This is a genomic window from Streptomyces sp. NPDC012466, assembly GCF_042955215.1.
In the GTDB taxonomy this organism is placed as follows: domain Bacteria; phylum Actinomycetota; class Actinomycetes; order Streptomycetales; family Streptomycetaceae; genus Streptomyces.
The window spans coordinates 91,632-105,224 of record NZ_JBIBEQ010000012.1 but is presented as its reverse complement, the minus strand read 5'-3'; the positions used below and the strand labels follow the sequence as shown (position 1 = coordinate 105,224).

Here is a 13,593-nt window from a genome sequence, read left to right as displayed (position 1 = left end):
ACGAGTAGATAAGGAGCCCTGACCGTGTTCCTCCCGAAGTACCCCGACAGCCCGACCCCGCCGCCCGCTCACACTCACACCCCGACCGAGACGACACCCGTACGGCGCTCGCTCCCGTCGGTCTCCATCGATCAGAAAACCGTCGTCGCCCTAGTCGTCGGCGGGGTCGTCCTCACCGCGCTCCTGGCCGCCGTCGCCGTCACGGCCATCTCCGTTGCCGTGGCCGCCGTCGTCCTGCGCTCCATGCTCCGCGACCACCACCGCCGCTGAACCGCGCTGGCCTCCGGGGCGGCGGCACACGACCAAGCATTTCGCCGCCCCGGGGCCTGTTCCTCCCGACCGAGCCAGTCAGAAGGGGAAACGCCATCTTCACCCGCACCACTCCGGCCCCACTCCCGGAACTCGCGAACCTGGCCGCGCAGGGCACGCTGCCGGGTATCCTCCGCCAACTCTCCGGACTCGGCGGCTGCACCAACCCGATACGCCTCGACGGCCACCGCACCGAGTACGACGTCGACACCACGACCGGCGAAATCGGAAACGTCCTCCACCGCCTCGACTCGTCCAGCCTCCCGGCCGGGCAACTCCTCGTTCGCTGCAACAACCGCCGCACGACCCGCTGCCCGGCCTGCGCCGAGGTCTACCGCCGCGACACCTTCCACCTGATCGCCTCCGGCCTGCGCGGCGGCAAGGGCATCCCCGAACACGTCGCCGCCCACCCGCGCGTGTTCGCCACCTTCACAGCACCGAGCTTCGGCCCCGTCCACAACCGCCCCTCCAGCGGGCGCCCCTGCCGCTGCGGCACCCACCACGACCAGGACGACGACGCACTCGGCTCCCCGCTCAACCCGGACACCTACGCCTACGAAGCCGCCGTGCTCTGGAACGCCCACACCGGTCCGCTCTGGCGGCGCTTCTCCACCTACCTGCGCCGAGAGGTCGCCAAGCGCGCCGGCCTCTCCCAGCGGCGCTTCCGCGAGCACGCCCGCGTGTCCTTCGCCAAGGTCGCCGAGTACCAGAAGCGCGGCGCAGTCCACTTCCACGCCGTCATCCGCATCGACGGCCCCACCGGCGGCGACACCCCGCCCCCTACCTGGGCAACCGCCGAGCTGCTCACGGACGCCATCCGCGCTGCCGCCGCCAAGGTCCGCGTGGACGGCCCGACCGTCGACGGCCGCACCCACACCTTCACCTTCGGCCGCCAACTCGACGTCCGCACCATCCGCTCGGCCGACTTCAACGACGGCCAGGAACTGACCGAACGGGCCGTTGCCGCCTATATCGCCAAGTACGCCACCAAGGGTGCGGAGACCGCGACGGGAGCTCTGGACCGGCCGCTCAAGTTCGCCGCCGAACTCGCCCAGCTCGACATCAGCGACCACGCCCGCCGCTTGATCCGCACCGCATGGTTCCTCGGCGCCCGCAAGGACCTCGAACACCTCCGCCTGCGCGCCTGGGCCCACATGCTCGGCTTCCGCGGCCACTTCTCCACCAAGTCCCGCCGCTACTCCACCACCCTCGGCGCCCTCCGCGACGCCCGCGCCGAATGGCGCCGCGCACAAGCCGCCACTGCCGCTCCCCAGGACGGCGAAACCACGCTCGTCCTCGCCCACTGGGTCTTCGCCGGAACCGGCCTGAGTAACGGCGAGGCCTGGCTCGCTGCGTCCCTCGAACCCGCCCCCGGAACGGAAGGAGAACCGACATGGACGCACGTCGTGACGAGCTGATGACCGTTCGCCAAGTCCTGGATGAGCTGGGCGGTGTCTCCCGTCGGACGTTCTACCGCTGGCGAGAACTGGGGTACGGGCCAGCCGCATTCAAGCTGCCCAACGGAGAGCTGCGGGTTTGGCGGAGTGACTTCAACACATGGCTGCGACAGCTGGAGGAGGCCGCGTGAAGTCTCTCGATGTGAAGGTCTGGGGAGTCCGCAAGCGGGACACCAAAACGCCCTCGTACGGTGTCCGCTGGTCCGTCGCAGGCAATGTGTTCTCGGAGTCCTTCCGTACCAAGGCACTTGCCGACCACTACCGCACGAAGCTCATGCGTGCCATGCGCGACGGCGAGGAGTTCGACACGGAGTCGGGGCTCCCGGCCTCGATGGAAGAGAAGAAGTCGGCCGTGTCGTGGTATGCCTTCGCCCTCCGATACCTCGCCATGAAATGGCCTCATGCCGCCCCCAACACACGGGACGGCATCAACGAAGCCCTCACCAGCGTGACGCTGGAACTCCTCGACGAGCGCGCCGGACGACCGTCCGACGAGGAAATCCGCAGAGCACTGCGCAACTGGGCCTTCGTGCTGCCAGGGCCCGATGACCGGGAAGTCCCGGACGACGTGCGGAACGTTCTCCATTGGGTGTCCAAGGCATCCCGGCCGCTCGCCGATCTCGCTGAAGCGGCCACGGCTCGCACGGTCCTCGACTCGCTGAAGCTCAAGCTCGACGGCACGGCGGCAGCGGCGGAGACCGTGCGGCGCAAGCGTCGGACACTCGTCAACGCCGCGAACTACGCCGTCGACCTGGGGGAGCTGCGGGAGAACCCCATCACGGCTGTCCGCTGGCAGAAGCCGAAGGTGTCCACCCAGGTCGACCCGCGGGTTGTCGCCAACCCGGAGCAGGCACGGAACCTCCTGGCGGCGGTTTCCTACGTGGGCGGGTACCGGCGTGCTCGTGGTCGTCGCCTCGTGGGTCTGTTCGCCGCCATGTACTTCGGTGGCCTGCGGCCGGCGGAAGCGATCGGCCTCGTCGAGACGGACCTGAAGCTTCCCGAGCAGGGCTGGGGCTCGGCGCTGCTCCACCGGACCCGTCCGTCCGTCGGCAAGCAGTGGACCGACTCGGGGGAGACCCATGACGACCGCGGGCTGAAGAACCGGCCGACCGAGGACGTCAGGCGGGTGCCCATCCCGCCCCACCTCGTCGCCGTGCTCCGCGAGCACCTGGCCACCTTCGGCACGGCGGACGACGGACGGCTCTTCTTCAGTGAGAAGGGCTCGGTCGTCCCGTCGTCGACCTACTACCGCGTGTGGCAGGAAGCTCGGCTCTTGGCGCTTCCGCCGGCCGTCGCGGCCTCGCCGCTCGCGAGTCGGCCGTACGACCTCCGGCACTCGGCGCTGTCGACGTGGCTCAACGCCGGTGTCGACCCTACCGAGGTGGCCGAGCGCGCCGGCAACAGCGTGGAGGTTTTGCTGGCCCGCTACGCCAAATGCCTCGACGGACGGCAAGACGTCGCCAACCGGCGTATTGAGGATCTGTTGCGCGAGTACGAGTGATCGCAGACGACGGTAGCCCCGATGCCCCCGGACTTGTTCCGGGGGCATCGGCATGCCTTGGCCGAGAGGGGCGTTCCTGTCCTCAGGAATTGAGCGCCGGTGGCTCCGGGGTGATGTCGGGCCGGGCCATGAAGTAAGGCCGGTTCCATCACTCGTTCAGAGGCGCCTCTCATGCGCATTACGCGCATGATGCCCAGAGTTGACCACGACTAGTTGCGTCTACTTACAGGGGTAAAGGATCATGCCGACGTTTGTTGCGCTGCTGAACTGGACCGACCAGGGAGTCCGCGACTACAAGGACACCCCGCAACGCGCCGAAGCCTTCACGGCAGCGGCTCAGAAGCTCGGGGTGAAGGTCCTGAACCTCTTCTGGACTGTCGGCCCGTACGACATCGTGGCTGTCGTGGAGGCGCCCGACGACGAGACTGCCACCGCAGTGCTCCTACAGGTCGGCGCGTTGGGCAACGTCCGTAGCACGACCCTGCGAGCCTTCGGCCGGGAGGAGATGGGCCGCATCATCTCCAAAGCCACCGGCTGAGGGACTTCCCCGTCGAGGTTCTGTTGGTACGAGTGACACGCTCAAGGCGGTCCCCCCAAGGCCCCTGGGCGTGTCCGGGGCCTCGGGGGGTACCGGGCATGACCTGCGCTTACGTCCCAAGATCCCGTCCACGCCTCGTCCACAGCCCCCGACATACGCCCGCTCCGAGCGGCATACGCCTGCACATACGCGAAGACCCCGGCCTCAGCGTTTCCGCTGGTGACGGGGTCTTTAGGCACCTCATACAGGGTGCCCCCGGCAGGATTCGAACCTGCGCACACGGCTCCGGAGGCCGTTGCTCTATCCCCTGAGCTACGGGGGCGTGTTCGTCGCGTTGCTCGCGGCGACGGGTAGAACACTACCAGCTCCCTCGGGGTGGTCATGAACGGGTTTCCGCTGTCGGGGGCGGGGGCGGGGGCGGGGGCGCGGGTCGTTCGTGCGGGGTGGAAGTGGGAAAACCGGGACGCGATGGCCGGGGTCGACCTACTCTCGAGTTGTGCCAGGCGCGTCGGGCAGGGTGCTTGTTGTGGACGACAACAAGGTCATCCGGCAGTTGATCAGGGTCAACCTCGAGCTTGAGGGGCTGGAGGTCGTGACCGCGGCCGATGGTGCCGAGTGTCTTGAAGTCGTGCATCAGGTGCGGCCCGATGTCGTGACCCTCGACGTCGTCATGCCGCGGCTGGACGGGCTTCGGACCGCCGCTCGGCTCCGGGCCGATCCGCGGACCCGGGACGTGCCCCTCGCCATCATCAGCGCCTGCGGCCACCACGAGATCGAGGCCGGGCTCGAGGTGGGCGTCGACGCCTTCCTCGCCAAGCCCTTCGAGCCCGCGGAACTCGTGCACATGGTGGGGAAGTTGGTCGAGCGGGCCCGAGGCGGGGGCCGGGAGCGCGGCGGTGGTCCCGATGCCGGCGGCGACGGCGCTCAGGTGAAGGAAGTGGATCTGCCCGCCGTGCCGTAGGCGAGTGGGACCCGCGCAGCCCTTGAAGGGGCGCCGCGTCCACATCGCGGACCGTACCGAAACCGGCTCGCATACCCACCCCCTTCCTCCCATACGCTTGTCCCGTGACCCCCGTCGAGCTCTCCCGCACCGTGCTGCACGCCGTGCGTCGCGCTGTCGACGAGGGTGAGCTCAGCGTGACCGTGCCGGAGCGGGCCGTGGTCACTCCGCCGGGGCCCGGGGGTTGCGGCGACTACGCCACGAACATCGCCCTCCAGCTGGCCCGCGAGGCAGGCCGGCCGCCGCGTGACGTCGCCGAGACCCTGCGGGCGCGGCTCCTCCACGAGCAGCGGTTCACCGACGTCGTCGTCACCGGGCCCGGCTTCCTGAACCTCAGCCTGCGGAGCGCCGCCTCCGCCGACCTCGTCGAGGAGATCCTGCGGCGCGGGCGGCGCTTCGGGCACACGGCGACGGGCTTCAGCGGGATCGCCGTCGAGATCCGGTGCCGGGCAGAGGTGCGTGCCGTCGTGGTCGCGGACGCCGTGACCCGTGTGGCTCGCAGCCAGGGGGACTTCGTCCGTGTCCAGTGCGACGGCCGGCCGGCCCCGGAGTGGGAGTCCGTCCTCGGGGCGGACGTCACCACTCGGGGGCCGCGTCTCATCCCCGACCGGTCCGTGACCGTCCGCCCCGTCCCCGCCCCGGCCGACCCCCTGCCCCTCGGTCGCGACGCCGCCCGCTGGGCCCTGCTGCACCCCGCCGCCCATGACCGGCCCCGGATCCCCGGTGATCACCTCGTCCAGCGGGAGAGCAATCCTCTCTTCCGCGTCCGGTACGCCCACGCCCGCACCCGGGCCCTCCTGCGCAACGCCGCCGACCTCGGCTTCCACCCCGAGCCCGGTCCCGTGAGCGAAGCGGAAGCGCTGCTCGCCGCACTCGGCGATCATCCCCGCGTCCTCGCCGCCACCGCCACGCATCACACCCCCGACCGCCTGGCCCGGCACCTCCTCGCTGTCGCCGATGCCGCGATGCCCCTGTTCCCCACCGTGCTGCCCCTCGGTGAGGAGAAACCCTCGGCCGCCCACCGTGCCCGGCTCGCGCTCGCCGAAGCCGCCGGGACGGTGCTGGCCGGCGGCCTGTCCCTGCTCGGCATCGACGCTCCCGACCATCTCTGAGAGACACGTACAGATCATGAGCCGTTCCGCACATCCCGCCGGGCCCCGTCACGCCGATGTCCTCCCCGAGGGGCACTACTCCGCTCCGCCCGCCGACCTCAACGCGCTGGACCCCAAGGTGTGGGCCCAGACCGTGGCGCGTGACGAGGACGGTGTCGTGACCGTCGGCGGCATTCCCGTCACCCGGCTCGCCGAGGAGTTCGGCACCCCCGCCTACGTCCTGGACGAGGCCGACTTCCGGGCCCGCGCGCGTGCCTGGCGCACCGCCTTCGGGGCCGACGCCGACGTCTTCTACGCCGGCAAGGCGTTCCTCTCCCGTGCCGTCGTGCGCTGGCTCGACGAGGAAGGGCTGAACGTCGACGTCTGCTCCGGCGGCGAGCTGGCCACCGCCCTGTCCGCCGGCATGCCCGCCGAGCGCATCGCCTTCCACGGCAACAACAAGTCCGTCGACGAGATCACCCGGGCCGTCGAGTCCGGTGTGGGGCACATCGTGCTGGACTCCTTCCAGGAGATCGTGCGCGTCGCCCACATCGCGCAGAGCCTCGGGAAGCGGCAGAAGGTCCTCATCCGGATCACCGTCGGCGTCGAGGCCCACACCCACGAGTTCATCGCCACGGCACACGAGGACCAGAAGTTCGGGATCCCCCTGGCCGGCGGGCAGGCCGCCGAGGCCGTGCGGCGGGCGCTGCAGCTCGACGGTCTGGAGCTCGTCGGCATCCACAGCCACATCGGGTCGCAGATCTTCGACATGTCCGGGTTCGAGGTCGCCGCCCACCGGGTCGTCTCGCTGCTGAAGGCCGTCCGCGACGAGCACGGCGTCGAGCTGCCCGAGATCGACCTCGGCGGCGGGCTCGGGATCGCGTACACGAGTGACGACGACCCGCGCGAGCCGCACGAGATCGCGAAGGCGCTCACCGAGATCGTCACGCGGGAGTGCGAGGCTGCCAAGCTGCGCACGCCCCGTATCTCCGTCGAGCCGGGGCGGGCCATCGTCGGGCCGACCGCCTTCACGCTCTACGAGGTCGGCACCATCAAGCCGCTCGACGGGCTGCGCACCTACGTCTCCGTCGACGGCGGCATGTCGGACAACATCCGCACCGCGCTGTACGACGCCGAGTACAGCGTCGCGCTGGTCTCCCGCACCTCGGACGCGGAGCCGATGCTGGCCCGGGTCGTCGGCAAGCACTGCGAGAGCGGGGACATCGTGGTCAAGGACGCGTTCCTGCCGTCCGACCTGGCACCGGGTGACCTCGTCGCCGTACCGGCCACCGGCGCGTACTGCCGGTCGATGGCCAGCAACTACAACCACGTGCTCCGCCCGCCGGTCGTCGCCGTCGACGGCGGTGAGGCCCGGGTGATCGTCCGCCGGGAGACGGAGGAGGACCTGCTGCGTCTCGACGTCGGCTGAGCGAGAAGCCGTGGGTGACGGGCCGGCGGAAGATCTCCTGTCTGCCGCCCCCGCGGAAATGAAATAGATGTCTCACGATCCGGACCGGGGGCAGAAACTCCCGTCCGGTGAGTGAGACTGGTTCCACCGTAGACGGTAAAGAGGAAACGAGGTCGGATGATGCGTACGCGTCCGCTGAAGGTGGCGCTGCTGGGCTGTGGAGTGGTTGGCTCAGAAGTGGCGCGCATCATGACGACGCACGCCGACGACCTCACGGCCCGGATCGGGGCCCCGGTGGAACTCGCGGGCGTGGCCGTACGGCGGCCCGACAAGGTACGTGAGGGCATCGCTCCCGAGCTCGTCACCACCGACGCCACCGCCCTCGTCAAACGCGGCGACATCGACGTCGTGATCGAGGTCATCGGCGGCATCGAGCCCGCTCGCGGCCTCATCACCACCGCCTTCGAGCACGGCGCCTCCGTCGTCTCCGCCAACAAGGCGCTGCTGGCCCAGGACGGGGCCGCCCTGCACGCCGTCGCCGGGCAGCACGACAAGGACCTGTACTACGAGGCCGCTGTCGCCGGTGCCATTCCGCTGATCCGGCCGCTGCGCGAGTCCCTCGCCGGCGACAAGATCAACCGTGTGATGGGCATCGTCAACGGGACCACCAACTTCATCCTCGACAAGATGGACTCGACGGGCGCCGGGTACCAGGAGGCCCTCGACGAGGCCACCGCCCTGGGCTACGCGGAGGCCGACCCGACCGCCGACGTCGAGGGGTTCGACGCCGCCGCCAAGGCCGCGATCCTCGCCGGCATCGCCTTCCACACCCGCGTGCGCCTCGACGACGTCTACCGCGAGGGCATGACCGAGGTGACCGCGGCCGACTTCGCCTCCGCGAAGGAGATGGGCTGCACCATCAAGCTGCTCGCCATCTGCGAGCGGGCCGAGGACGGGCAGTCCGTCACCGCGCGGGTGCACCCCGCGATGATCCCGCTGAGCCACCCGCTGGCCTCCGTCCGCGGCGCCTACAACGCCGTGTTCGTCGAGTCCGACGCCGCCGGGCAGCTCATGTTCTACGGCCCCGGAGCGGGCGGTTCCCCCACCGCCTCGGCCGTGCTGGGCGACCTCGTCGCCGTCTGCCGCAACCGGCTCAGCGGCACGACCGGACCGGGCGAGTCCGCCTACGCCGCGCTGCGGGTGTCCCCGATGGGTGACGTGGTCACGCGGTACCACATCAGCCTCGACGTGGCCGACAAACCGGGTGTTCTCGCCCAGGTCGCGACCGTCTTCGCCGAGCACGGAGTCTCGATCGATACGGTTCGCCAATCGGGGAAGGACGGCGAGGCCTCCCTCGTCGTCGTCACGCACCGTGCGTCCGACGCCGCCCTCACCGGGACCGTCGAGGCGTTGCGCAAGCTCGACACCGTGCGTGGTGTCGCCAGCATCATGCGGGTTGAAGGAGAGTAACCAGCAATGACCCACCAGTGGCGCGGAATCATCGAGGAGTACCGGGACCGGCTGCCGGTATCCGACAGCACGCCGGTCGTGACGCTCCGCGAGGGCGGCACGCCCCTCGTGCCCGCGCAGGTGCTCTCCGAGCGCACGGGCTGCGAGGTCCACCTCAAGGTGGAGGGCGCGAATCCGACCGGTTCCTTCAAGGACCGCGGTATGACCATGGCCATCACCCGGGCCAAGGAGGAGGGCGCGCAGGCCGTCATCTGCGCCTCCACCGGCAACACGTCGGCCTCCGCCGCCGCGTACGCCGTGCGGGCCGGGATGGTCTGCGCCGTGCTCGTGCCGCAGGGCAAGATCGCGCTCGGCAAGATGGGCCAGGCCCTCGTGCACGGCGCGAAGATCCTCCAAGTCGACGGCAACTTCGACGACTGCCTCACGCTCGCGCGCGGTCTGAGCGACAACTACCCCGTGGCGCTGGTCAATTCCGTCAACCCGGTGCGTATCGAGGGTCAGAAGACGGCGGCCTTCGAGATCGTGGACATGCTCGGCGACGCGCCCGACTTCCACGTCCTGCCGGTGGGCAACGCGGGCAACATCACGGCCTACTGGAAGGGCTACAAGGAGTACGCCGCCGACGGCATCGCCTCCCGTACCCCCCGCATGTGGGGATTCCAGGCCTCCGGCAGTGCCCCGATCGTGCGCGGCGAGGTCGTCAAGGACCCCTCGACCATCGCCACCGCCATCCGCATCGGCAACCCGGCCTCCTGGCAGTACGCGCTCGCCGCGCGGGACGAGTCGGGCGGTTCCATCGACGAGGTGACGGACCGTGAGATCCTGCGCGCCTACCGGCTGTTGGCGTCGCAGGAGGGCGTCTTCGTCGAGCCGGCGTCCGCCGCGTCCGTCGCCGGTCTGCTGAAGGCGGCCGAGCAGGGCAAGGTCGACCCGGGGCAGCGCATCGTGTGCACCGTCACCGGCAACGGGCTGAAGGACCCCGACTGGGCCGTCGCCGGTGCGCCGCAGCCGGTCACCGTCCCCGTCGACGCGGCGACCGCGGCGGAGCGCCTCGGCCTGGCCTGACGTGCGGGTATGCACCGAGCGCCGGTGCAACGCCGGACACCGGCCGGCGTAAGACGGCGCTCACCCGGGGAGGTTCCCTACGGGGGGTGCACAGGGGGCTTACGACACGCATCGTGCGCCTCCTGTGCGCCCTATGTCGCCACAGAACCTTCCTTCGATAGGCTGTACTGAACCCGCCCGCCGCATATGCCTCCGCAGGGAGCGCGGCGCCGAGCCGTCTCCGCGGCCGGGGCAGCGGCCGGCCACCGCGGTCGGCAGCGGCCCCCAGGGTTCTCGTACGGCATCGAATGTCCACTGAACGTCATTCGACAATCACCGCAGCTCAAGGAGAGTCATCGAGCGATGGCCGGTCCAGCGTTCCGCGCCGCCGCCGTCCGGGTGCGCGTCCCCGCCACCAGCGCCAACCTCGGCCCGGGCTTCGACGCCCTCGGCCTCGCGCTGGGCTTGTACGACGACGTGGTCGTCCGGGTGGCCGACTCCGGGCTGCACATCGACATCGCGGGTGAGGGCAGCGAGACCCTCCCGCGCGACGAGCAGCACCTTCTCGTTCGTTCCCTGCGCACCGCGTTCGACCTGCTGGGCGGGCAGCCGCGCGGCCTGGAGATCGTCTGCGCCAACCGCATTCCGCACGGCCGGGGCCTCGGCTCCTCGTCGGCCGCCATCTGCGCCGGGATCGTCGCCGCCCGCGCCGTGACCATAGGAGCCGACGCCAAGCTCGACGACGCCGCGCTGCTGGAGCTCGCCACCGAGATCGAGGGCCACCCCGACAATGTCGCGGCGTGCCTGCTCGGCGGCTTCACGCTGTCCTGGATGGAGGGCGGCGCGGCGCGCGCGATCAGGATGGAGCCCTCGGATTCCATCGTTCCGGTGGTTTTCGTCCCCGGGAAGCCGGTCCTCACGGAGACCGCGCGCGGTCTGCTCCCGCGCACCGTGCCGCATGTCGACGCGGCCACCAACGCAGGCCGGGCCGCCCTGCTCGTCGAGGCCCTGACGCGACGCCCCGAACTGCTGCTGCCCGCCACCGAGGACCGCCTGCACCAGGAGTACCGCGCCCCCGCCATGCCCGAGAGCGCGGCACTGGTGGAGCGGCTGCGGGGCGACGGCATCCCCGCGGTGATCTCCGGGGCCGGACCGACGGTCATGGCGCTGGCCGACGCGGACACCGCCGACAAGGTCGAGGCCCTGGCGGGCGCGGACTGGGCCGCGAACCGGCTGCGCCTCGATCAGCAGGGCGCGAGTGTGCTGCCGCTCGCGTCCCCCGGTGACATCTGAAAGCGCGCGATTGCCGGATTTCGAGAGGGGGAATGTTTGTTGGATCCGGTAGTGTTAACCTCAAGTCTGCACCCGACCCCACCATGGCGAGGTGCCTCGTGTCCCCGTTCGGGACAGACATTCTTCCGGGAGCCCCCCAAACCGCACTGTGTTCCGTACGTCGGACCGTACGCCGTACAAGGACACTGAGCGGGGCGCAGGGCATGCTCCGGAACCGGTGCGACCACGCCGCGTGACACTGACACTGGGTGCCACGGCTCAAGGAAGCGCCATCACCAGATTCCTCCGCCGCTTAGGCGGACCACCGCCCCGGCACGGTTCACACCACACGGACCGAAGCCGGACAGCACAACCGGTCGCCGAGCCAGACAGGCCGACGTCCGCTCCAGGGAAGGACCCTTCGTGAGCGACACCACCGATCTGATGGGCGCACGTGTCGAGGAGACCGCTGCCGCGCCCGCCACGGACGCCTCCGCGCCTGCCAGCGGTGCCGGCTCCCGGCGGCGCCGTGGTACCGGCCTCGAGGGCATGGTGCTGGCCGAGTTGCAGCAGGTCGCATCCGGCCTCGGCATCAGGGGCACCGCGCGTATGCGCAAGAGCCAGTTGATCGAGGTCATCAAGGAGGCGCAGGCGTCCGGCGGCGCCGCTCCGGCCGCGAAGGCCGACGCCCCCGCCGAGACCAAGCCCAAGCGCCGCGCCACCTCGCGGACCCGTACGGGCGACAACGCCGAGAAGACGGACAAGAAGGCGGACGCGAAGGAGGCCTCCCAGGCCCCCGCGGACAAGGCCGACAAGGCCGTGGCCCAGCAGCAGATCGAGATCCCCGGCCAGCCCGCCGGAGGCGCCTCCCGGCCGGGCGAGAACGAGCGTGGGGGAGACGACGCGCCCGAGCGCCGCCGTCGCCGGGCCACCGCCGAGGCCGGAGCCCCGGCTTCCGCCACGGAGACCATCGTCGCCGAGGCGAAGAACGACTCCAAGGCCGAGACGCAGTCGCAGCAGCAGTCGCAGAACAACGAGGCCAAGTCCGACGCCGGTGACGGCGAGGGCCGTCGCCGCGACCGCCGCGACCGCGGGCGTGACCGGGACCGCGACCGGGACCGCGACCGCGACCGCGACCGTCGCGGTGGCAAGGGCGACGACCAGCAGGGCGGCCAGCGCGGCCAGCAGCAGAACCAGGGCGGCGGCGGCCGTCAGGACCGCGGTCAGCAGCAGCCGCAGGACGACGACGACTTCGAGGGCGGCCGTCGTGGGCGTCGCGGCCGTTACCGCGACCGCCGTGGCCGTCGTGGCCGCGACGACATCGCCTCCGAGCCGCAGATCAACGAGGACGACGTCCTGATCCCCGTCGCGGGCATCCTGGACATCCTCGACAACTACGCGTTCATCCGCACGTCCGGCTACCTGCCCGGCCCGAACGACGTGTACGTCTCCCTCGCCCAGGTCCGCAAGAACGGCCTGCGCAAGGGCGACCACATCACCGGTGCCGTGCGCCAGCCCAAGGACGGCGAGCGGCGCGAGAAGTTCAACGCGCTGGTGCGCCTGGACTCCGTCAACGGCATGGCGCCCGAATCCGGGCGCGGGCGACCGGAGTTCAACAAGCTGACGCCGCTGTACCCGCAGGACCGCCTCCGTCTGGAGACGGACCCGGGCGTCCTCACCACCCGCATCATCGACCTCGTCGCGCCGATCGGTAAGGGCCAGCGTGGTCTGATCGTGGCTCCGCCGAAGACCGGCAAGACCATGATCATGCAGGCGATCGCCAACGCGATCACCCACAACAACCCCGAGTGCCACCTGATGGTCGTCCTCGTCGACGAGCGTCCGGAAGAGGTCACCGACATGCAGCGGTCGGTGAAGGGCGAGGTCATCTCCTCGACCTTCGACCGTCCGGCCGAGGACCACACCACGGTCGCCGAGCTGGCCATCGAGCGCGCCAAGCGTCTGGTGGAGCTGGGCCACGACGTGGTCGTGCTGCTCGACTCGATCACCCGTCTGGGCCGCGCGTACAACCTCGCCGCCCCGGCCTCCGGCCGCATCCTGTCCGGTGGTGTCGACTCGACCGCCCTGTACCCGCCGAAGCGCTTCTTCGGTGCGGCCCGCAACATCGAGGACGGCGGCTCGCTGACCATCCTCGCCACCGCGCTGGTGGACACCGGGTCCCGCATGGACGAGGTCATCTTCGAGGAGTTCAAGGGCACCGGCAACGCGGAGCTCAAGCTCGACCGGAAGCTCGCCGACAAGCGCATCTTCCCGGCGGTGGACGTCGACGCGTCCGGTACCCGTAAGGAAGAGATCCTGCTCGCCCCCGACGAGCTCGCCATCGTCTGGAAGCTGCGCCGGGTGCTGCACGCCCTCGACCAGCAGCAGGCGGTCGAGCTGCTGCTCGACAAGATGAAGCAGACGAAGTCGAACGCCGAGTTCCTGATGCAGATCCAGAAGACCACCCCGACGCCGGGCAACGGCGACTGAGGCAGGTCGTTCC

At 70.4% G+C, this 13,593-nt stretch carries 12 protein-coding genes and 1 tRNA gene; 12 read left to right on the top strand and 1 reads right to left on the bottom strand.

Annotated elements, in window-relative coordinates; genetic code table 11:
* The first annotated feature begins 24 nt into the window (after nucleotides 1–24).
* The 5 genes from ACFY9E_RS34810 to ACFY9E_RS34790 all read left to right on the top strand — a co-directional run bounded on the left by ACFY9E_RS34810 (nucleotide 25) and on the right by ACFY9E_RS34790 (nucleotide 3,805).
* The gene (locus tag ACFY9E_RS34810; protein ID WP_390991116.1) at nucleotides 25–270 is read left to right on the top strand and encodes a SpdD protein; all 246 of its coding nucleotides are present in this window, start codon (nucleotides 25–27) and stop codon (nucleotides 268–270) included.
* Between the two features lie 140 nt (nucleotides 271–410).
* Nucleotides 411–1,727 (top strand): replication initiator, encoded by a 1,317-nt coding sequence (locus ACFY9E_RS34805; RefSeq protein WP_390991479.1) that lies wholly within the window; start codon nucleotides 411–413, stop codon nucleotides 1,725–1,727.
* Entirely contained in the window at nucleotides 1,703–1,897 is a 195-nt protein-coding gene (locus tag ACFY9E_RS34800; RefSeq protein ID WP_030246378.1) for an AlpA family transcriptional regulator, read from the top strand. The genes ACFY9E_RS34805 and ACFY9E_RS34800 overlap by 25 nt, the downstream gene beginning before the upstream one ends.
* Nucleotides 1,894–3,267, top strand: coding sequence for a tyrosine-type recombinase/integrase (locus tag ACFY9E_RS34795; RefSeq protein WP_390991113.1), 1,374 nt, complete (start codon nucleotides 1,894–1,896; stop codon nucleotides 3,265–3,267). Before ACFY9E_RS34800 ends, ACFY9E_RS34795 begins: the two co-directional genes overlap by 4 nt.
* A 241-nt stretch (nucleotides 3,268–3,508) precedes the next feature.
* Nucleotides 3,509–3,805 (top strand): GYD domain-containing protein, encoded by a 297-nt coding sequence (locus tag ACFY9E_RS34790; RefSeq protein WP_390991111.1) that lies wholly within the window; start codon nucleotides 3,509–3,511, stop codon nucleotides 3,803–3,805.
* Between the two features lie 250 nt (nucleotides 3,806–4,055).
* Here the strand turns inward: ACFY9E_RS34790 and ACFY9E_RS34785 are convergent.
* A tRNA-Arg gene (locus tag ACFY9E_RS34785) sits at nucleotides 4,056–4,127 on the bottom strand.
* Between the two features lie 174 nt (nucleotides 4,128–4,301).
* Between ACFY9E_RS34785 and ACFY9E_RS34780 the strand changes: the two genes are divergently transcribed.
* The 7 genes from ACFY9E_RS34780 (at nucleotide 4,302) to rho (ending at nucleotide 13,580) form a co-directional block, all read left to right on the top strand.
* Nucleotides 4,302–4,766: a response regulator gene (locus tag ACFY9E_RS34780; RefSeq protein WP_390991108.1), complete on the top strand. Its 465-nt coding sequence runs from the start codon at nucleotides 4,302–4,304 to the stop codon at nucleotides 4,764–4,766.
* Nucleotides 4,767–4,870: 104 nt separating this feature from the next.
* Complete coding sequence (nrtL, locus tag ACFY9E_RS34775) at nucleotides 4,871–5,917, top strand: ArgS-related anticodon-binding protein NrtL (protein WP_390991105.1); 1,047 nt, start codon at nucleotides 4,871–4,873, stop codon at nucleotides 5,915–5,917.
* Between the two features lie 16 nt (nucleotides 5,918–5,933).
* On the top strand, nucleotides 5,934–7,325 hold the full coding sequence (gene lysA / locus ACFY9E_RS34770) for a diaminopimelate decarboxylase (RefSeq protein ID WP_390991102.1): 1,392 nt from the start codon (nucleotides 5,934–5,936) through the stop codon (nucleotides 7,323–7,325).
* Nucleotides 7,326–7,481: 156 nt separating this feature from the next.
* Nucleotides 7,482–8,774, top strand: a complete 1,293-nt coding sequence (locus ACFY9E_RS34765; RefSeq protein ID WP_283972398.1) for a homoserine dehydrogenase — start codon at nucleotides 7,482–7,484, stop codon at nucleotides 8,772–8,774.
* 6 nt (nucleotides 8,775–8,780) lie between these two features.
* Nucleotides 8,781–9,839, top strand: a complete 1,059-nt coding sequence (gene thrC, locus ACFY9E_RS34760; RefSeq protein ID WP_390991099.1) for a threonine synthase — start codon at nucleotides 8,781–8,783, stop codon at nucleotides 9,837–9,839.
* A 342-nt stretch (nucleotides 9,840–10,181) separates the two neighbouring features.
* Nucleotides 10,182–11,111 (top strand): homoserine kinase, encoded by a 930-nt coding sequence (gene thrB / locus ACFY9E_RS34755; protein ID WP_390991097.1) that lies wholly within the window; start codon nucleotides 10,182–10,184, stop codon nucleotides 11,109–11,111.
* Between the two features lie 402 nt (nucleotides 11,112–11,513).
* The gene (rho, locus tag ACFY9E_RS34750; protein ID WP_390991094.1) at nucleotides 11,514–13,580 is read left to right on the top strand and encodes a transcription termination factor Rho; all 2,067 of its coding nucleotides are present in this window, start codon (nucleotides 11,514–11,516) and stop codon (nucleotides 13,578–13,580) included.
* The last annotated feature ends 13 nt before the right edge of the window (nucleotides 13,581–13,593 follow it).

Coding starts and splice junctions, on each gene's coding strand:
- thrC (WP_390991099.1), top strand. CDS start 8,781: ATGACCCACCAGTGGCGCGGAATCATCGAGGAGTACCGGGACCGGCTG.
- ACFY9E_RS34800 (WP_030246378.1), top strand. CDS start 1,703: ATGGACGCACGTCGTGACGAGCTGATGACCGTTCGCCAAGTCCTGGAT.
- ACFY9E_RS34790 (WP_390991111.1), top strand. CDS start 3,509: ATGCCGACGTTTGTTGCGCTGCTGAACTGGACCGACCAGGGAGTCCGC.
- lysA (WP_390991102.1), top strand. CDS start 5,934: ATGAGCCGTTCCGCACATCCCGCCGGGCCCCGTCACGCCGATGTCCTC.
- thrB (WP_390991097.1), top strand. CDS start 10,182: ATGGCCGGTCCAGCGTTCCGCGCCGCCGCCGTCCGGGTGCGCGTCCCC.
- ACFY9E_RS34765 (WP_283972398.1), top strand. CDS start 7,482: ATGATGCGTACGCGTCCGCTGAAGGTGGCGCTGCTGGGCTGTGGAGTG.